We start from the raw sequence: 19,115 nt of genomic DNA on the forward strand, positions 1-19,115 counted from the left end.
ATTTCCAGTTATGATAAAAGTATTAATTCCAACTGCTTTATTTAAATCAAAAATTGGCTTGAAAGCTCCAGTTGGTTGGTATAAAATTAGGATGTTATAATCCTGTAATGATTTTATTTCGTTTGGTTTGAGCGCTAATACAATTTTACGTTGCGCGTTAGATTTATCGAACGTTTTAAAGCTGCAATATCGAGATGGTCGATTACAGATATAATTGCTACTGTAGTTTTTTGATCTATTATTTCAACAGCAAAATTCTTAGTATTATTATAATGTGTTTTTTCTTTTTCGCTTGACGAAATGTAAAGCTTTAAAAAATATGTGTTCCCACTTTATCTGCAGGAAAGAAATATATTTAAAGTGGCAGTTTTTTTAGAAGGTGAAAATGGTAACTTTTTCTTTTGTAAAACAGTACCTCCCTGAAAAATCGATAAATCAGAATTTATATTTTTTGTTCCCGAATATTGCAAGAATACCTCAATTGGGAATTTGTTTTTTTATAAAAGGCATATTTGTTTACATTGAGCTGATTTATTTTTAAATCCAAGAAAGTTGCAGTATCTCCTACGATTATTGGATAAACTTTGTTGTTTGGATCAAAACGATAAACATAATCATTTCCTGTAGTTTGATTTCCGTCAGTAATAATTACAGTTGGGAAAACTACATTTTTATTTATGTTTTTTAAATTCTTTGCAATTTCGTCTAAAATTAGTTTGGGTCTTCCTTTAAAATTCGAATTCCTCTGATTGTTTAAAATCCGAATCAAAATCATAAGACTAATTTCGAACTTATCTTGTAACTCTTTATTCGACGTTAATTTTTTCATACAGTTCGATAACTTTTTCTTTACAATTTAAAGCGGTGATCGAACTAGAATTATCCACTACAATTGGTAATGGAGTTTTAATCATCTTAAATGAATTTTTGGTAATTATCGGATTTATCAATAAAACTAATATCCCAAAATGGATAAAAACGAACAAAAAAGCCAAAAACAAATTCAGTTTTGATTTGCTTTTGGCTTTATAATAATATTGAAAAAATGACAAACCTCCTGCAACTACTAATGAAAGTACCAATAATAGAATCGTGTTTGTAGTCATATTTATAGTATTCAGTGACAGTTTTTAGTAATCAGTACAAACTGAAAACTTTATACTGGGACTTTTTTAGGTTAACATTCCGCCACAAACATTAAGAACTTGTCCTGTAACATAAGCACTCATATCTGAAGCTAAGAAAAGACAAGCATTAGCAACATCTTCAGTAGTTCCTCCGCGTTTTAAAGGAATTCCTTCTCTCCAGCCTTTTACTACATCTTCGCTTAATTTTGCAGTCATTTCAGTTTCAATAAATCCTGGTGCAATTGCATTACAACGAATGTTACGAGAACCTAACTCTAATGCTATCGATTTTGTAAATCCGTTAACACCAGCTTTAGATGCTGCGTAATTAGTTTGACCTGCATTTCCTTTTACACCAACAACACTACTCATGTTGATGATTGATCCAGAACGTTGTTTCAAGAATGTTTTTTGAATAGCTTTTGTCATATTAAAAACTGATTTCAAGTTAACATCAATAACTTGATCAAAATCAGCCTCAGACATACGCATTAAAAGATTGTCTTTTGTAATACCAGCATTATTTATCAAAATATCTACAGTTCCAAAGTCAGCCAAAACTGCATCAACAAAAGTTTGTGCTTCAGTAAAATCTGCCGCATTCGATTGATATCCTTTTGCTTTTATACCTAGAGCATTCAATTCTTTTTCTAAAGCCAAAGCTGATTCTACAGATGAGCTGTATGTAAAAGCCACATTTGCACCATGTTTTGCAAAAACTTCAGCAATTCCTTTTCCTATTCCGCGGCTTGCGCCAGTTATAATGGCAACTTTTCCTTCTAGTAATTTCATATTATGGTATTCGTTTTTATTTTCTAAATACAAATATAGATTATTTAGGCGTTTTATAAAATTTGTAATACAAAAAAGCCTCACCAAGGTGAAGCTTTTTTATATTGTTGTTTGGCGTTTAGCTAGAAAAGCTACATTCCATCTTGGTAATCTACCGTTTTCATCTAAGAAATCTTGTAAAATTTTCCCTTCAATGTATGTTGGGATTATTTTTACGTCTGTATTAAAAGTCTCATACCAAGAAACTTCTAATCTTTCGATTCCTTCAATTTTCATTTGTGCTGGCCAAGAGTATTTTCTTCCTGTTTTTGCAAATTGGTGACCGTTTACGATTTTATCGTGCAATCCACCATTTTTACTTTTTAGAGTTCCATCATTTTGTACCGTTCCAGTAGAACCTACCATGATTAATTCTTTGTTTTCGCCATCAACAGCGTAAACAACAAAAACTCCACTTCCAGACTCAGATGCATTGCATACTTCTTCTAGACTATCGTTTAGCGTGTAAGTAAAATTTCCTTTTACTGTAAAATTTTCTAATTCTTTGTACATATTTCTTCAGATTTTTCACAAAGCTCTAAGATCCTAAGATACTCAATTGCTAAGTGTTTGTTATATTCCATACATTCTATTAATGTAAAAAAAGTCTCAACAGATATTGAGACTTTTTTTTGGAATTTATTATTTTAAATATTGGAGATTATCCTAATACTTCTTTTACTTTTTTACCGATTTCAGCTGGAGAATCTACTACGTGAATTCCGTTGTCTCTCATAATTTGCTTTTTAGCTTCAGCTGTATCATCAGTACCACCAACGATTGCACCTGCGTGCCCCATTGTACGTCCTGCTGGAGCTGTTACTCCTGCGATAAAACCTACAACTGGCTTACGGTTACCATCAGCTTTAATCCATTTAGCAGCATCAGCTTCTAATTGTCCACCAATTTCACCAATCATTACGATACATTCTGTTTCTGGGTCGTTCATTAGCAACTCAACAGCTTCTTTTGTAGTAGTTCCAATAATTGGATCTCCACCAATACCAATTGCTGTAGTTATTCCTAATCCTTGTTTTACAACTTGATCAGCAGCTTCGTAAGTTAAAGTTCCTGATTTAGAAACGATTCCTACAGTTCCTTTTTTGAAAACGAAACCTGCATAATACCAACTTTTGCTTCACCTGGAGTAATGATACCTGGACAGTTTGGACCAATTAATCTAGCATTTCTTTCTTTTACATAACTGTTGGCTTTAATCATATCTGCTACAGGAATTCCTTCAGTAATAGCAATGATAACTTTAATTCCAGCGTCAGCTGCTTCCATAATTGCATCAGCAGCAAATGCAGGTGGTACAAAAATAATTGTTGTATCCGCTCCAGCTTGTTCAACAGCATCTTTTACTGTGTTGAAAACTGGACGATCTAAATGTGTAGTTCCCCCTTTTCCTGGAGTTACACCACCAACAACATTAGTACCGTACTCAATCATTTGAGAAGCGTGGAAAGTTCCTTCGCTTCCTGTAAATCCTTGAACAATTATTTTGGAATCTTTATTAACTAAAACACTCATGATATATATTTTATGTAGTTTTTAAAATTGTGATGCAAAAGTAAGGTTTTGTAAATTATTTTGAACCTTTTTATTATCAAAATATCTTATAATAATTGACTCATTTGATAACCTCGGTATAATTTATTGTCTTTTATTTGCCAAATAGCCATAAAATGGGCTAATAACATTTCTTCTCTTGGGTTTTCGATAGTTTTTACATAATGTGAATAACGTACTGAAACTAAATCATCCTCTTCGATTATATGACTTATTCGAACTTTAGAACGCACATAGGCTCTACTTAATTCGTTAGATAGATCTAATACGCCATTGTAATCTAATTGGATAGGTCCTTTTGTACTATGCCAATCAACGATTATTTCTGGATGCAAATATAATTTGAAGGTTTCGCTATCAATTAAAGCATCCGACTTATAAAATTTCTGAATAAATTCTTTAGCAGTCATAGTTATTTTAATTTATTTAGAATTTCAGGAATTTTCTTGATATTAGCTAATTGTTTTAGCTTTTCTCTTGATTCTTCAATTGGCGTACCAAAATAAGATTTCCCTCCTTCTACAGATTTAGTAACTCCTGTTTGTCCCATTATTACAGCCTTCTCTCCTATCGTAATGCCGCTTGTTGTACCAACTTGTCCCCAAATTGTCACTTCATCTTCTATAATTACACAACCTGCAATACCAGTTTGTGAAGCGATTAGGCATTTTTTTCCAATAACAGTATCGTGTCCTACATGAACTTGATTATCAAGTTTGGTTCCTTCACCGATAGTTGTATCGCCTGTAACACCTTTATCGATAGTACAAAGGGCTCCAATTCCAACATTATCCTTTATTACAACTCTTCCACCAGATATTAATTGATCGAAACCATCTGGGCGTTTTTTGTAATAAAAAGCATCTGCTCCTAATATTGTTCCAGCATGTATGATAACATTATCACCAATTACAGTATGATCATATATCGATACATTTGAGTGTATCAAACAGTTCTTACCAATTGTAACATGATTTCCTATAAAGCAATTAGGCTGTATTAATGAACCTTCTCCTATTATTGCAGAATCTGATATGGCAACATTAGCAAATCGAAAAGGTTTAAAATATTTTGTAAGTTTATTAAAATCTCTAAAAGGATCATCAGAGATTAATAGTGCTTTACCTTCAGGACAATCAACAACTTTGTTGATTAAAACAATGGTTGCTGCTGAATTTAAAGCTTTGTCATAATATTTTGGATGGTCTACAAAAACAATATCTCCAGGCTCAACAACATGAATTTCATTCATACCTGTAACTTGGAAGTTTTTATCACCAAGCAAATTCGCAATTAAGCAAATTTGCAATTTCTTCTAAAGAATAAACTTTTTGAAATTTCATATTTTATAATTAGGAAATTTGTCAATTAGAGAATGTGTCAATTAAAAATGTGTCAATTAGAAAAATAAGAACTTTTAGATTTAATTGCTATTAGTTCATCAATTTTCTAATTGACTCATTGACAAATTATCGTAATTAATAAACTACTCTTTTACGCGCTCCATGTAAGAACCTGAAGCAGTATCAATTTTAATTTTGTCACCTTCATTAATAAACAAAGGAACGTTTACAGTAGCTCCAGTTTCAACAGTTGCAGATTTTGTAGCATTTGTTGCTGTGTTTCCTTTAATTCCTGGCTCAGCATAAGTAACCTCTAAGATTACAGAAGCTGGCATATCTACTGATAGAGGTAAATCTGTTTCAGTATTAATTTGAACCATTACATTAGTTCCTTCTTTTAATAATCCTGGAGCATCCAAAATTGATTTATTTAAAGAAATTTGCTCAAATGTCTCATTATTCATGAAATGAAATTCATCACCTTCAGCATATAAAAATTGGTATGTTTGTGTTTCAACACGAACATCTTCGATTTTATGTCCAGCAGAAAATGTATTATCTAATACTTTTCCAGTTGTTAAGCTTCTTAATTTCGTTCTAACAAAAGCAGGACCTTTACCTGGTTTTACGTGAAGAAATTCAATGATTTTATAAATGTCGTGATTGTATTTGATACAAAGTCCGTTTCTTATGTCTGATGTTGATGCCATTATATTTTGTTTTATTTAATATTTTGTTTAATCGTTTAACCGTTTATTTGCTTTCGATTAAACGATAAAACAAATTCACGATAGAACTTTTTCTAGTAATTTCCTGAATATCCTTTCATAATTCCACGTGATGAGTTTCTGATAAAATCTAAGATTTCATCTCTTTCTGGAGTTGCTTCCATTTCACCTTCGATTATGCTAAGTGCTTGAGTTGTATTGTAATTTTTTTGGTATAAAATTCTATAAATTTCTTGAATTTCTCTGATTTTATCTGTGCTAAAACCTCTTCTTAAACCTACTGAATTAATTCCTACGTATGATAATGGTTCTTTCGCAGCTTTGGTATATGGAGGAACATCTTTTCTTACTAAAGAACCTCCTGATATCATTGCATGATCTCCGATATGAATAAATTGGTGTATTGCAGCCAAACCACCAATTACAGCATGGTTACCTACTACAACATGTCCTGCCAATGCAACACCATTTACAATAATTGCATTATTACCAATCTCACAATCGTGAGCAATATGAGCGTAAGCCATGATCAGACAATTGTTACCAAGAATTGTTTGTCCTGATGCAACTGTACCACGATTAATTGTAACACACTCTCTAATGGTACAATTATCTCCTATTATCGCTAAAGAATCTTCTCCTCCAAACTTTAAATCTTGAGGTACTGCAGAAATAACTGCGCCTGGAAAAATATTGCAATTTTTCCCTATTCGCGCACCTTCCATTATGGTTACATTTGAACCAATCCAAGTACCATCACCAATAACTACATTATTGTGAATTGTTGTAAAGGGTTCAATTACAACGTTTTTAGCGATTTTGGCGCCAGGATGAACATAAGCTAAAGGTTGATTCATCTGTATTTTTTATATTTTAAATTAAAATTGTCTTTTTTTTGAAACAATAAATCTAAATAATTAACTATTTTATTTATTGTTTTCTTGCAATTTGCGCCATTAACTCTGCTTCGGTAACTAATTTACCATTTGCATAAGCATTTGCTTGCATGTGACAAATTCCTCTTCTTATTGGAGAAATTAATTCACATTTAAATATTAACGTATCTCCAGGTAATACTTTGTGTTTGAACTTAACATTATCTATTTTCATAAAATAAGTCAAGTAATTTTCTGGATCAGGAACGGTACTCAATACTAAGATTCCTCCTGTTTGTGCCATTGCTTCTACAATTAAAACACCCGGCATAACTGGTGCTTCAGGGAAGTGACCAACAAAGAAGTTTTCGTTCACGGTAACATTTTTCAATCCTACAACATGACTAGACGACATTTCAATAATTCTATCGATCAATAAAAATGGAGGTCTATGAGGTAAAACCGACATGATTTTATGAATGTCCATCAATGGTTCTTGATTTAAATCATAAACAGGTACATGGTTTCTCTGTTCTATTTTTATAATTTTAGCTAATTTTTTAGCAAACTGAGTATTTACAAAATGCCCTGGTTTGTTAGCAATAATTTTACCTTGGATTCTTACTCCAATTAAAGCTAAATCTCCAATAACATCAAGTAATTTATGTCTTGCTGCTTCGTTAGGATAATGTAAAGTAAGATTATCTAAAATACCGTTTGGTTTAACAGTTATCTTATCTTTTCCAAAAGCTTTCTTTAAATTCTCCATTGTAGAGTCAGATATTTCTTTATCTACATACACAATTGCATTGTTTAAATCTCCACCCTTGATTAATCCGTGCTCTAAAAGAGATTCTAATTCATGTAAAAAGCTAAATGTTCTTGAATTAGAAATTTCTGATTTAAAATCAGCAATACTTTTTAAGGTTGCATTCTGTGTTCCTAAAACTTTAGTACCAAAATCAACCATAGTTGTTACTTGGTAATCATCACTTGGCATAACAAGAATTTCACTTCCTGTTGCTTCGTCTGTAAAAGAGATTACTTCTTTAACAACATATACATTACGTTGTGCTTCTTGCTCTTCTATTTCAGCTTTTTCGATCGCTTCAACAAAATATTTTGAAGAACCATCCATGATAGGAAGTTCTGATGCGTTTAATTCGATTATAACATTGTCTAAATCACAACCAACCAATGCCGCTAAAACGTGCTCTGGTGTTTGAATTTTAACACCTAATTTTTCTAAATTTGTACCTCTTTGAGTATTTACTACATAATTAGCATCAGCCTCAATGATAGGGTGACCTTGCAAATCAACTCTCACAAAAGTAAATCCATTATTTATTGGAGCAGGCTTAAAAGTCATTGTTACTTCTTTCCCAGTGTGTAGTCCAACTCCTGTTAGTGAAATTTCCTTCTTGATGGTCTTCTGTTTAACCATTATTTCCATTTTTTTGGTTTAATATTTGTTTTTTTAATTCTTCTAGTTCAGCAACGATTTTAGGTAAATTCTTAAAGTGAACATACGATTTGTTAAAATCAGTATATCCAAGTGAAGGTGTTCCTTGTAAAATTTCGTCGTCTTTAATATTTCTGGCAACACCAGATTGAGCTTGTAATCTAACATTGTTTCCAATGGTTAAATGCCCTGCAATACCTACTTGTCCTCCAATCATAACGCTTTTGCCAATTTTTGTAGAACCAGCAACGCCTGATTGAGCCGCAATTACGGTGTTCTCACCAATTTCTACATTATGGGCAATCTGTATTTGATTGTCTAGCTTCACTCCTTTTCGGATAATTGTAGATCCTAAAGTTGCTCTGTCTATAGTTGTATTTGCTCCAATATCAACATTATCTTCGATAATTACATTCCCAATTTGCGGAACTTTACTGTAAATACCTTCTTCATTTGGCACAAAACCAAATCCATCAGCACCAATAATTGTTCCCGAATGAATTGTACAATTGTTTCCAATTATTGTCTCGGAATAAATTTTAGCGCCTGCAAAAATATGGACATTATTGCCAATAACAACATTATCTCCAATAAAAGAGTTAGGATAAATTTTGACATCATTACCTAAAACTACATTTTGCCCTACATAACTAAAGCTACCTAAATATAGATTTTCTCCATATTTTACACTTTCAGATAAGAAAGATTGTGGCTCAATTCCGTTTTTATTCAATTTTACTTGATTATAAAACTCTAATAATTTAGAAAATGACGCATAAGCATCATCAACTTTAATTAATGTTGTGCTAATTTCTGTTTCAGGTACAAAAGTATCATTAACAATTGTTACTGATGCTTTTGTTGAATATATATGATTGATATATTTAGGGTTAGCCAAGAAAGTAAGAGAGCCTTCTGTACCTTCTTCGATTTTAGATAAGCGAGAAACTTCTGCATTGGGATTCCCAACAACCTCACCTCCTAAAATTTCTGCTATTTGTTCTGCTGTAAATTTCATTGCGACAAAAATATAAAAAAATAGGTTTTAAATGTTAATTTTAGATCAGTTGTTTTGGAAAGCAGATGTAATACTTTGTTACCAATTTAGATAACGATTTCAAATTCAGCTGGTCTGAGGCTTCTACAACATCCTCAATTGTCTTATCTTTTTTTAATATTCGTATAGGTTCAGCTTCTTTACTGTAAGCTTGATTTTTTATTTTTCCTCTATATATAAAATAACTTGCGTCTAGTACTGATATATTGTTTTGAGCAGCAAATCGCTCTTTTAAACTTTGTAATTCTTCTAATGAAACTTTTTCACTAGTAAGCTTTATTTTTAGTAAATCTCTGTTTACTATCATTTTACTTAAAGTAGAGAGTATGAAATCATCATGTTTTTGCCAAGATTTTAAAGCTCCTATTATATCGAAATCATCTAATTGTGAAAACATATCTAATGTTTCAGGAGTAAAAGTCTCTAAGTTAATTTTGTTTTGCATAAAAAATAACAAAGCTTCACTGCAAGGAAGATGAATTCCTTTTAAAGTTAATTCTTTGGCTCTTTTTAAGACTTTTGTCAAAATAAGTTCTGCAACCAAACTAGTTTTATGTAAATAAGCTTGCCAATACATTAATCTGCGAGAAAGCAAAAACTTTTCAACAGAATAAATTCCTTTTTCTTCAATAACCAAAACATCATCTACTACGTTCATCATCTGAATTAAACGTTCAGAATTAACATTTCCTTCAGCTACACCACTATAAAAACTATCACGCTTAAGATAATCCATACGATCCATATCTAATTGACTAGATATTAATTGTAACATAAATTTCCTGTGATAATCTCCTTTAAATATCTGAATGGCAAGACTTAACTTACCGTTAAATTCAATATTTAATTGATTCATGAATAATAACGAAATAGCTTCGTGATTTACATCCTCAACAATACTTCTCTCCATAGCATGAGAAAATGGGCCATGTCCAATGTCATGTAGTAAAATAGCTACATACAGTGCGTTTTCTTCTTCTGCAGAAATTATAACATCTTTGAAACGTAATGTTTCAATTGCTTTTTGCATTAAATGCATACAGCCTAAGGCATGATGAAAACGAGTATGATTTGCTCCAGGGTATACCAAATAGGACAGTCCCATTTGTGAAATTCGGCGTAAACGCTGAAAATAAGAATGCTCTATTAAATCATATATTAAAGCATTTGGAATGGAAATGAAACCATAAACGGGATCATTGAAAATTTTCAGCTTATTAATAATATTCACTATTTGGTTATTTTTTAGGTCAACAAATATAGCTAATTAAAGAGTTATTCTGTTTTACATTTTATGCAAAAAAGCAAACAAATAAAATTTTATAACGAAATGTTATCATAATTCTTTAAATTAGTACAACGAAAAGGCAATATTACGCTTTTTTTTAGGTAACAAATAATTAACACAAATTTAAGTTCGTTTAGTTCGGTAAATTGCGAACCAATTTTATCTTTGTCAAAAAAATTATGGAAACTAGTATACACAAGGAAAAAGAAGAGCTTATAGAGTTGTTCGGTAATCATTTCGAATCAGTGTATCATTTACCACCACTTTGCTCAAGAATTTTGGGACTATTGATTGTTGAAGCTTGTAAAACAGGTTTAACTTTCGAACAAATAGTTGAAAAAGTTGGCGCCAGTAAAAGTACAGTATCAACAAACTTAAATTTTCTATTAAAAATGGGAAAGATTGATTATTACACTTTACATGGTGATCGAAAAAAATACTTCAGGCCATCCCCTTTCAGTGAACGATTTGCGAATTATTTAAAAATAATTGAGATTGAAAAAAAAATAATTGATAAAATGATTACTTATAGAGAAAAAACAATGGATAGTCCAGAAGAAAGAATTAATCTAGAGCATGCGAAAGCATATAAAAGTCACGTTAAAAAAGTTGAAGAATTGTTGCAGGGAACAATTGCAGAATTCGTAGAAATAGAAAAAGTTAATAATAAATCATAAATCAAATTTAAATTCAAATGAAGAATATCACATTCTCCCTAATAGCTATCATGCTGGTTTTTGCGTCATGTAAAAAAAGGAAGAGCAAGCTCCACCACAAGGTCCGGCTCCGTTCCCAGTTAGAACAATTTCAGTACAAGATGCTGTAGTATACCAAGAGTATAGTGCAAATCTTGAAGGACAACATAACGTCGAAATCCGCCCAAAAGTAAATGGGTATATTCAGAAAATTTATGTTGATGAAGGGCAGGTTGTTAAAAAAGGACAATTACTTTTTAAACTTGAAACTCAAACTTTAAATCAGGATGCATCTGCTGCTAAAGCTTCTGTTCAGGCTGCTCAAGTAGAAGTTGACAGATTAAAACCGCTAGTTGACAGAAAGATTATTAGTATTGTTCAATTAGAAACTGCTAAAGCTAAACTAGCACAAGCAAAAAGTACTTATGGTAGTATTGCTGCAAATATCGGGTATGGAACAATTGTTTCTCCTGTAAGTGGAGTAATTGGAGGTTTACCTTTTAGAGAGGGAAGCTTAGTTAGCGCTACCAGTGAAGTACCTTTGACAACTGTATCAGATACAAAAATTGTTCGTGCTTATTTCTCAATGAATGAAAAACAGCTGTTATTGTTTAATAAAACTTTTAAAGAAGCAACTACTGCAGAAAAATTAAAATCAGCACCACCAGTTTCATTGATTTTAGTTGATAATACTGAATATGACCAAAAAGGAAAAATTGCTACAATGAATGGTTTAGTAGATCCTGCAACAGGAAACACACAATTTAGAGCAGATTTTAACAATCCTCAAGGTATATTAAGAAGTGGTAGCACAGGAATTATCCGTTTACCTATCGAACAAAAAAATGTAATGTTAGTACCTCAAAATGCAATTTTCGAAGTGCAAGGAAAACAAACACTTTATGTTGTTGAAAAAGGAAACAAAGTAAAATCTACAATTGTTGAAACAAACGGAACTTCAGGTTTAGATTTTATCGTTACTGGTGGATTAAAAGATGGAGACGTTGTAGTTGTAGAAGGAGCATCTAAATTAAAAGATGATATGGAAATTACACCACAGCAAGTTAAAGATGCAGCAATTGATGCAGCAGAAACAAAAAATACTACAGCTAAAAAATAATAAAAGATGTTAAAGACGTTTATAGAAAGACCAAGTTCTCTCGACGGTAATATCTATCTTAATCACCATATTAGGTGTTTTAGGATTGATGTCATTACCTATAGAACAATACCCAGAAATTGCCCCTCCAACTGTTCAGGTAACTGCAACATATACAGGAGCAAATGCTGAAACAGTATTAAATAGTGTTGTTATTCCTCTAGAAGAAGAAATAAATGGTGTGGAAGGAATGACATACATGACATCTTCTGCAGCGAATGATGGTTCTGCAAAAATATCTGTTTATTTTGAACTTGGAGTTGACCCAGATATTGCTGCGGTAAACGTTCAAAATAGAGTTTCTCGTGCTACCAGTAAATTACCGCAAGCAGTTGTTCAAACTGGAGTTACAACACTGAAAAGTCAGACAAGTGCTTTGATGTTTTTTGCTTTGTATTCGAACAACAAAGATTTTGATGAAACGTATATTCAGAATTATGCCAAAATTAAATCTTGTACCAAAATTGCAGCGTGTTTAGGGTGTAGGGCAAGTAAATGTTTTTGGAGCCAAAGATTACTCTATGAGAATCTGGATTAATCCAGAAAAAATGGCTGCTTACGAAATATCACCAAAAGATATTCAGGCAGCATTGCAAGAGCAAAACGTAGAAGCTGCTCCAGGTAAATTTGGAGAAAATGCTGACGGAATTTACGAATATGTAATTAAATATAAAGGACGTCTTTCAGAAATTAAAGACTATGAAGATATCGTAATTAAAGCTACAGGTAATGGGAATTTCGTTCATTTAAAAGATGTTGCAACTGTAGAGTTGGGCGCTTTTAATTATGGAAACAAGAATATAGCAATGGGTAAACAAGGTGTTGCTGTTGGTATATTCCAAACTTCAGGTTCGAATGCACAAGATATTATTACCGAAGTTATGACTATTTTGGAAGATACTAAGCCAGACTTTCCTAAGGATGTAGATTACGTAATTCCGTATAATACTAAAACGTTTCTTGATGCATCGATTGAAAAAGTAATTTCAACATTGATTGAAGCTTTTATATTGGTGTTTATAGTAGTGTTTTTATTCTTACAGGATTTCCGTTCTACATTAATACCTGCAATAGCAGTTCCAGTAGCAATTGTAGGTACATTTTTCTTCCTACAGGTATTTGGATTCTCTATCAATATGTTAACATTGTTTGCAATGATTTTGGCTATTGGTATTGTGGTCGATGATGCGATTGTCGTCGTCGAGGCTGTACATGCTAAGTTAGATGAAGGTGTGAAATCAGCGAAAGAAGCTACTGTTTCTGCAATGAGTGAAATTACAGGAGCTATTATTTCTATCACATTAGTAATGTCTGCGGTATTTATACCAGTATCATTCTTGAGTGGGCCTTCAGGAGTTTTTTACCAACAGTTTGCTATTACATTGGCAATTGCAATTTTGATTTCGGCTATTAATGCATTGACTTTAAGTCCAGCCTTATGTGCGCTATTCTTGAAGCCTCATGAAGCCTCTGAGCATCATCATAAAAATTTCAAAGATAGATTCTTCATTGCTTTCAATACTAGTTTTGATAGAATGAATAATAAATATGTTAAGTCTTTAGGGTTCTTAGCAAGAAAGAAATGGGTTGCAATATCAGGATTGATCGTATTTTGTGTAATTACTATCTTTTTATTCCAAACTACACCTTCAGGATTTATTCCTAACGAGGATAGAGGAATTATCTTTGCCGATTTAACACTTCCTCCAGGAACAACAATCGAGAAAACTCAAAAGGCAGTTAATGAATTGGATTCTATTTTAGCTTCAATGGATATTGTCGAATCACGAATGAGTGTTGTTGGTTTTAGTTTATTGAATAGTGTAAATGGTGGATCTTACGCCTTTTCTGTAATCAAATTAAAAGACTGGGAACACCGTAAGGAGGCGAATCAATCAGTAGACGCTGTTGTTGGTGAACTATTCGGAAGAACAGCACATTTTAAAGATGCCAAAGCATTATTTTTTACACCTCCGAGTGTACAAGGTTTTGGATCTGCAGACGGATTTGAATTAAAAATTCAAGATAAAGGTGATGATGATTGGGCAACAGTAAGTAAAGTAAGTAATGAGTTCTTAGGTGAATTAATGAAAAGACCTGAAATTCAATATGCTGTTACAAACTTCAACCCTAACTTTCCACAATATCAAATGGATATTAATGTAGAAAGAGCTAAAAATGCGGGGGTTTCAGTTTCAGAAATTTTTAATACCATGCAAGGGTATTACGGTGGATTGTATACTACAGATTTTAATAAATTTGGAAAACAATATCGTGTGATGATTCAGGCAAAACCTTCTGAAAGAGCAACTCTTGAATCAATTAATACTATTTATGTTAAGAATGCTGCAGGGAAACAAGTAGCTATAAATCAGTTTGTTGATTTTAAAAGAATTTATGGACCAGAAGCTGTTGCACGTTTCAACTTATTAAAAGCTGTAAACGTAAATGGTAAAGCAAAACCAGGATATAGTTCTGGAGATGCAATTAAAGCAGTTCAGGAAGTAGCAGCGCAACATTTGCCTAAAAGTTATACTTACGAATTCTCTGGAATGACACGTGAAGAGATTCTTGCAGGTAGTCAGGCTGCGGGTGTATTCTTGTTGAGTTTGATTTTTGTATATTTCTTATTAAGTGCACAATACGAAAGTTATTTAGTACCATTGTCAGTATTGCTTTCATTGCCTGTAGGTATTGCTGGAGCTATTGGTTTTGTGAAATTAGCTGGATTAGAAAATAACATTTATTTCCAGGTAGCCCTGATAATGCTTATAGGACTACTGGCCAAAAATGCCATTCTGATAGTTGAATTTGCTATACAAAGACGACGACACGGAATGGACTTGACAGAGGCTGCGATAGAAGGTGCAAAAGCACGTTTACGTCCTATTTTAATGACCTCTCTTGCCTTTATCTTTGGTTTAATGCCTTTGGCTTTTTCTTCAGGAGTTGGTGCAGTAGGTAACCGTTCAATCGGTATGGGAGCTGTAGGTGGAATGTTGATAGGAACAATTTTTGGAGTATTTGTAATTCCGATTTTGTTTATTATTTTCCAAAGCTTACAAGAAGAATCTCTGGAAAACCATTTACAGAGCAACAATCAGATGTTACACTTTTAGACGAAGAAAATGAAAAATAATGTATATAAAATAGTAACTGTTGCCTTCACGGCGACAGTTATGCAATCCTGCTTCGTTGCAAAAGATTACGAAAGACCTAAGGATATTAAAACTGAGAATTTATATAGAACTGAAGTAGTCGCAAAAGATAGTACTTCAATGGCAAATCTTTCTTGGGATAAAATTTTTACGGATCCTATTTTGCAAGGTTATATCAGAAAAGGATTGGAAAACAACTTAGATATCCGAATTGCAATGCAAAACATTGCGGCGGCCGAAGCATCAATGAAACAAGGAAAAGCAGGGTACTTCCCTACTCTTTCGGTTGGTACAGACTGGACGCATCAACAGTTATCAAAAAACAGCCAATTTGGTGCTTTACTTCAAAATCGTAGTACCGATCAATATCAAGTAGCAGGAACATTAGGTTGGGAAGCTGATATTTGGGGGAAAATAAGAAGTAATAAACGTGCAACAAATGCCGCTTACTTACAAACTACTGCTGCAAATCAAGCTGTAAAAACACAGTTAATTGCAGATATTGCATCAACTTATTATCAGTTAATTGCAATAGATGAGCAAATTAAATTATCAGAAGAGACTTTGATTAACAGAATTGAAAGTGTTGAAACGATTATTGCTTTAAAAGATGCAGGAAATGTAACTGAAGTTGGAGTTAAACAAACAGAGGCTCAAAAATATGCTACAGAAATTATCATCGCTGATTTAAAAGTTAGCACGATACTTTTTGAAAACAAAATGAGTATTCTTTTAGGAACAGCACCGACTAAAGTAGAAAGAAGCAGTTTTGAAGTTCAAAAAATGCAACCAGATATTACACTTGGTGTACCTGCTACTTTATTAAGAAACAGACCAGATGTAATTGCCGCAGAATATAATTTGATCTCAAATTTTGAAAGAACTAATGTTGCAAGAAGTAACTTTTATCCAACATTTAAGATTACTGCAACTGGAGGATTACAAAGTATAGATCTTAAAGAGTGGTTCAGTTCAAATTCGTTTTTTGCTAATATTGTAACAGGATTAACACAGCCAATTTTTAATCAACGTTTGAATAGAACAAATTTAGAAATAGCTAAAGCAAATCAAGAAAAAGCATATATACAGTTTGAGCAATCATTACTTAATGCTAAAGAGAAAAGAAGTTTCTGATGCATTAGCTCAGTATAACAACGAAACCCAAAAAATTGTAATTCGCCAGAAACAAGTAGATGCATTAAAAGCAGCTACAGATTATTCAGATGAATTGCTTAAATATCGTTTAGTAAATTATTTAGAAGTTCTTTTCTGCAAAAGACAATGCGTTGAATGTAGAGTTAACTTTAATTGATAATAAATTTTCACAATATAATGCCGTTATTCGATTCTATAGAGCTCTTGGTGGTGGATGGCAATAAGATTTCATAATTAGGTTACTTATTAATTTTTATATTTAAACCACTAGGTACTTTTATATTCAGTGGTTTTGTTTTTTTATACTAAAAATTATCATAATATTAATAAATAGCCGTTTTAAAAAGAAGTAAATTGCCACTTAGATTTAATAATTTTGAATAAGCTATATAATATGGATAAGATAAAAATACTTTGGGTTGATGATGAAATCGACTTATTAAAGCCACACATACTATTTCTAAAGAAAAAAAATTATGTAGTAACGACTTGTAATAATGGTCTTGATGCAATTGCTATTTTTGAAGAAGACAATTTTGATATCGTTTTTCTAGATGAAAATATGCCTGGAATGAGTGGATTAGAAACACTTTCGGAAATGAAAGAAAAAAAATCAACCATTCCGATGATTATGATTACCAAAAGTGAAGAAGAGTATATCATGGAAGAAGCCATCGGTTCTAAAATAGCTGATTATCTAATAAAACCGGTGAATCCAAATCAGATTTTATTGAGCTTAAAGAAAAATCTGGATCACTCAAGATTAATTTCTGAAAAAACGACATTAGATTATCAAAAGGAATTCCGAAAAATAGCTATGGAAATGGCAATGGTGAATTCTTATGAAGATTGGATCGAATTGTATAAAAAATTAATATTTTGGGAATTAGAACTGGAGAATATTAATGATCAAGGAATGATTCAAATTTTGGAGTCTCAAAAAGTTGAAGCTAACTCACAGTTTGGTAAATATATAGAACGTAATTACGAAGATTGGTTTGCTCCAAAAGCAGATAAACCAATTCAATCCCATACTTTGTTTAAAGAATTGGTAGTTCCAGAAATTAGAAGAAAGACAAACCAATCTTGTTTGTAGTAATAGATAATTTGCGTTACGACCAGTGGAAATCATTTGAAACTGTAGTAGGAAACTATTATAAGTTAGAAAAAGAAGTTCCTTATTTCTCTATACTTCCAACAGCAACTCAATATGCGAGAAATGCAATATTTTCTGGTTTACTGCCTATAGAAATGGAAAAACAATTTCCTGAATATTGGAAAAATGATGTAGAAGACGGAGGTAAAAATTTATACGAAGCTGAGTTTTTAAGTGCGCAATTAAAACGATTGGGATTAAATATAAAAGAAGATTATTTTAAAATTACCAATTTAGCAAGTGGAAAAAAACTGGCTGAAAATTTCAAGGCACTTAAAAATAATGATCTTGTCACAGTAGTTTACAATTTTGTTGATATGTTATCGCATGCTAAAACTGAACTGGATGTTGTAAAAGAGTTAGCTTCAGATGATAAAGCATACCGATCGTTGACATTGAGCTGGTTCAAAAATTCTCCACTCTTAGAAATTATACAGCAAGCTCAGCATTTAGGATTTAAATTAATTCTTACTACAGATCACGGTACAATCAATGTGAAAAATCCATCAAAAGTGGTAGGAGATAAAAATACAAGTTTAAATCTGCGATACAAAACTGGGCGTAGTTTAACTTATGAGCATAAAGATGTGTATGTTGTAAAAGAACCAAAAAAAATAGGATTACCTGCTATAAATATGAGTAGTTCGTTTATTTTTGCAAAAAATGATTTGTTTTTGGCTTACGTAAATAATTACAATCATTATGTGAGTTATTATAAAAATACCTATCAGCATGGTGGAATTTCATTAGAAGAATGATTATCCCATTCTTGATATTTAATCCTAAGTAAGATAAGAAGTATTTGGTAACTGCTTACTATAGTGGTAGTAATGAATTAAAATTTAAAAAAATATAAAAATCAAAATGGAAGTTATTTTTTCGTTAGATCAAATTCAGGAAGTTGCGAAACAAATTTTAGCTCAAAACCCAAATAAAATTCTCCTTTTTAATGGAGAAATGGGGGCTGGTAAAACAACGCTAATTAAGCAGTTATGTAAAAGTCTAGGGATTCAGGATGCTACAAGTAGTCCAACTTTTTCCTTAGTGAATGAATATCAAACAAATGACAATCAGATAGTTTATCATTTTGATTTTTATAGATTAAATCATGAAACTGAAGCTTTGGATATGGGAGTTGATGACTATTTATATTCTGGAAATTGGTGTTTTATAGAGTGGTCAGATAAAATTTCAAGTCTAATTCCAAATGAACATTCTGTTATTACAATCGAATTATTACCTGATGGGAAGCGTTTATTGAAGTTAGTTTAATTTTATTCTTAATTTATACTTCTTGAAGTAAAGCGTATTAGCCTTGGGAATACTGTTTTATTAAAAACTTTTTACGTAATTTGTACTCTTAATTTTGCATATACAATGTCAATAACGATAACTCCATTTACGAAACAAGATTTGTTGCCTCAAGAAGAAAAACTTGAGATTGCCAAATATAAGAGAGAACTATTTATTGGGATTCAGGTGCTGCCTCCCTAACAACAGGAGCATGTG

The 19,115-nt window shown here is 32.1% G+C and carries 15 protein-coding genes and 4 pseudogenes; 7 read left to right on the forward strand and 12 right to left on the reverse strand.

The genetic code is table 11. From position 1 onward, the window contains the following. Nucleotides 1-442: 442 nt before the first annotated feature. The 12 genes and pseudogenes from AC1RYN_RS01400 to AC1RYN_RS01455 all read right to left on the reverse strand — a co-directional run bounded on the left by AC1RYN_RS01400 (nucleotide 443) and on the right by AC1RYN_RS01455 (nucleotide 10,226). Nucleotides 443-829, reverse strand: coding sequence for a hypothetical protein (locus AC1RYN_RS01400; protein WP_481805534.1), 387 nt, complete (start codon nucleotides 827-829; stop codon nucleotides 443-445). Next, complete coding sequence (locus tag AC1RYN_RS01405) at nucleotides 807-1,106, reverse strand: hypothetical protein (protein WP_481805535.1); 300 nt, start codon at nucleotides 1,104-1,106, stop codon at nucleotides 807-809. Before AC1RYN_RS01405 ends, AC1RYN_RS01400 begins: the two co-directional genes overlap by 23 nt. A gap of 66 nt (nucleotides 1,107-1,172) precedes the next feature. Then, on the reverse strand, nucleotides 1,173-1,919 hold the full coding sequence (gene fabG, locus AC1RYN_RS01410; protein ID WP_481805536.1) for a 3-oxoacyl-[acyl-carrier-protein] reductase: 747 nt from the start codon (nucleotides 1,917-1,919) through the stop codon (nucleotides 1,173-1,175). 99 nt (nucleotides 1,920-2,018) lie between these two features. Next, nucleotides 2,019-2,471 (reverse strand): hypothetical protein, encoded by a 453-nt coding sequence (locus AC1RYN_RS01415; protein ID WP_481805537.1) that lies wholly within the window; start codon nucleotides 2,469-2,471, stop codon nucleotides 2,019-2,021. Between the two features lie 148 nt (nucleotides 2,472-2,619). Further along, nucleotides 2,620-3,491: pseudogene (gene sucD / locus AC1RYN_RS01420) on the reverse strand (succinate--CoA ligase subunit alpha). An 86-nt stretch (nucleotides 3,492-3,577) separates the two neighbouring features. After that, nucleotides 3,578-3,940 (reverse strand): nuclear transport factor 2 family protein, encoded by a 363-nt coding sequence (locus tag AC1RYN_RS01425; RefSeq protein ID WP_481805538.1) that lies wholly within the window; start codon nucleotides 3,938-3,940, stop codon nucleotides 3,578-3,580. 2 nt (nucleotides 3,941-3,942) lie between these two features. Then, nucleotides 3,943-4,873 (reverse strand): annotated as a pseudogene (locus AC1RYN_RS01430) (UDP-3-O-(3-hydroxymyristoyl)glucosamine N-acyltransferase). 143 nt (nucleotides 4,874-5,016) lie between these two features. Beyond that, nucleotides 5,017-5,583: an elongation factor P gene (gene efp, locus AC1RYN_RS01435; RefSeq protein ID WP_129538468.1), complete on the reverse strand. Its 567-nt coding sequence runs from the start codon at nucleotides 5,581-5,583 to the stop codon at nucleotides 5,017-5,019. 92 nt (nucleotides 5,584-5,675) lie between these two features. Further along, nucleotides 5,676-6,458 carry an acyl-ACP--UDP-N-acetylglucosamine O-acyltransferase gene (lpxA, locus tag AC1RYN_RS01440; RefSeq protein WP_481805539.1) on the reverse strand — a complete coding sequence of 261 codons (783 nt, stop codon included), beginning with the start codon at nucleotides 6,456-6,458 and terminating at the stop codon, nucleotides 5,676-5,678. Between the two features lie 73 nt (nucleotides 6,459-6,531). After that, nucleotides 6,532-7,920: a bifunctional UDP-3-O-[3-hydroxymyristoyl] N-acetylglucosamine deacetylase/3-hydroxyacyl-ACP dehydratase gene (locus tag AC1RYN_RS01445; RefSeq protein WP_481805540.1), complete on the reverse strand. Its 1,389-nt coding sequence runs from the start codon at nucleotides 7,918-7,920 to the stop codon at nucleotides 6,532-6,534. After that, nucleotides 7,913-8,956: a UDP-3-O-(3-hydroxymyristoyl)glucosamine N-acyltransferase gene (lpxD, locus tag AC1RYN_RS01450; protein ID WP_481805541.1), complete on the reverse strand. Its 1,044-nt coding sequence runs from the start codon at nucleotides 8,954-8,956 to the stop codon at nucleotides 7,913-7,915. The genes AC1RYN_RS01445 and lpxD overlap by 8 nt, the downstream gene beginning before the upstream one ends. 40 nt (nucleotides 8,957-8,996) lie before the next feature. After that, complete coding sequence (locus AC1RYN_RS01455; protein ID WP_481805542.1) at nucleotides 8,997-10,226, reverse strand: HD domain-containing protein; 1,230 nt, start codon at nucleotides 10,224-10,226, stop codon at nucleotides 8,997-8,999. 236 nt (nucleotides 10,227-10,462) lie between these two features. Between AC1RYN_RS01455 and AC1RYN_RS01460 the strand changes: the two genes are divergently transcribed. From AC1RYN_RS01460 to tsaE, 7 genes and pseudogenes are all read left to right on the forward strand, one after another. After that, on the forward strand, nucleotides 10,463-10,960 hold the full coding sequence (locus AC1RYN_RS01460; protein WP_481805543.1) for a GbsR/MarR family transcriptional regulator: 498 nt from the start codon (nucleotides 10,463-10,465) through the stop codon (nucleotides 10,958-10,960). A gap of 127 nt (nucleotides 10,961-11,087) precedes the next feature. After that, on the forward strand, nucleotides 11,088-12,098 hold the full coding sequence (locus AC1RYN_RS01465; protein ID WP_481805547.1) for an efflux RND transporter periplasmic adaptor subunit: 1,011 nt from the start codon (nucleotides 11,088-11,090) through the stop codon (nucleotides 12,096-12,098). A gap of 6 nt (nucleotides 12,099-12,104) precedes the next feature. After that, nucleotides 12,105-15,256 (forward strand): annotated as a pseudogene (locus AC1RYN_RS01470) (efflux RND transporter permease subunit). Nucleotides 15,257-15,265: 9 nt separating this feature from the next. Then, a complete protein-coding gene (locus AC1RYN_RS01475; RefSeq protein ID WP_481805544.1) occupies nucleotides 15,266-16,429 on the forward strand; it encodes an efflux transporter outer membrane subunit in 1,164 nt (387 codons plus the stop codon). Then, nucleotides 16,404-16,607, forward strand: a complete 204-nt coding sequence (locus AC1RYN_RS01480; protein ID WP_481805545.1) for a hypothetical protein — start codon at nucleotides 16,404-16,406, stop codon at nucleotides 16,605-16,607. Before AC1RYN_RS01475 ends, AC1RYN_RS01480 begins: the two co-directional genes overlap by 26 nt. A 237-nt stretch (nucleotides 16,608-16,844) precedes the next feature. Continuing rightward, nucleotides 16,845-18,396 (forward strand): annotated as a pseudogene (gene porX / locus AC1RYN_RS01485) (T9SS response regulator signal transducer PorX). Between the two features lie 74 nt (nucleotides 18,397-18,470). Then, nucleotides 18,471-18,878 (forward strand): tRNA (adenosine(37)-N6)-threonylcarbamoyltransferase complex ATPase subunit type 1 TsaE, encoded by a 408-nt coding sequence (gene tsaE, locus AC1RYN_RS01490; protein ID WP_481805546.1) that lies wholly within the window; start codon nucleotides 18,471-18,473, stop codon nucleotides 18,876-18,878. Nucleotides 18,879-19,115: the final 237 nt, after the last annotated feature.

The sequence above is a fragment of the Flavobacterium sp. TC780 genome (genome assembly GCF_056783245.1).

Excerpts from the sequence above, each read along its gene's own strand:
- AC1RYN_RS01480 (WP_481805545.1), top strand. The coding sequence starts at position 16,404 with ATGCTAAAGAGAAAAGAAGTTTCTGATGCATTAGCTCAGTATAACAAC.
- AC1RYN_RS01425 (WP_481805538.1), bottom strand. The coding sequence starts at position 3,940 with ATGACTGCTAAAGAATTTATTCAGAAATTTTATAAGTCGGATGCTTTA.
- lpxA (WP_481805539.1), bottom strand. The coding sequence starts at position 6,458 with ATGAATCAACCTTTAGCTTATGTTCATCCTGGCGCCAAAATCGCTAAA.
- AC1RYN_RS01460 (WP_481805543.1), top strand. The coding sequence starts at position 10,463 with ATGGAAACTAGTATACACAAGGAAAAAGAAGAGCTTATAGAGTTGTTC.
- AC1RYN_RS01445 (WP_481805540.1), bottom strand. The coding sequence starts at position 7,920 with ATGGTTAAACAGAAGACCATCAAGAAGGAAATTTCACTAACAGGAGTT.
- AC1RYN_RS01475 (WP_481805544.1), top strand. The coding sequence starts at position 15,266 with ATGAAAAATAATGTATATAAAATAGTAACTGTTGCCTTCACGGCGACA.
- AC1RYN_RS01400 (WP_481805534.1), bottom strand. The coding sequence starts at position 829 with ATGAAAAAATTAACGTCGAATAAAGAGTTACAAGATAAGTTCGAAATT.
- fabG (WP_481805536.1), bottom strand. The coding sequence starts at position 1,919 with ATGAAATTACTAGAAGGAAAAGTTGCCATTATAACTGGCGCAAGCCGC.
- tsaE (WP_481805546.1), top strand. The coding sequence starts at position 18,471 with ATGGAAGTTATTTTTTCGTTAGATCAAATTCAGGAAGTTGCGAAACAA.
- lpxD (WP_481805541.1), bottom strand. The coding sequence starts at position 8,956 with ATGAAATTTACAGCAGAACAAATAGCAGAAATTTTAGGAGGTGAGGTT.
- AC1RYN_RS01415 (WP_481805537.1), bottom strand. The coding sequence starts at position 2,471 with ATGTACAAAGAATTAGAAAATTTTACAGTAAAAGGAAATTTTACTTAC.
- AC1RYN_RS01405 (WP_481805535.1), bottom strand. The coding sequence starts at position 1,106 with ATGACTACAAACACGATTCTATTATTGGTACTTTCATTAGTAGTTGCA.
- efp (WP_129538468.1), bottom strand. The coding sequence starts at position 5,583 with ATGGCATCAACATCAGACATAAGAAACGGACTTTGTATCAAATACAAT.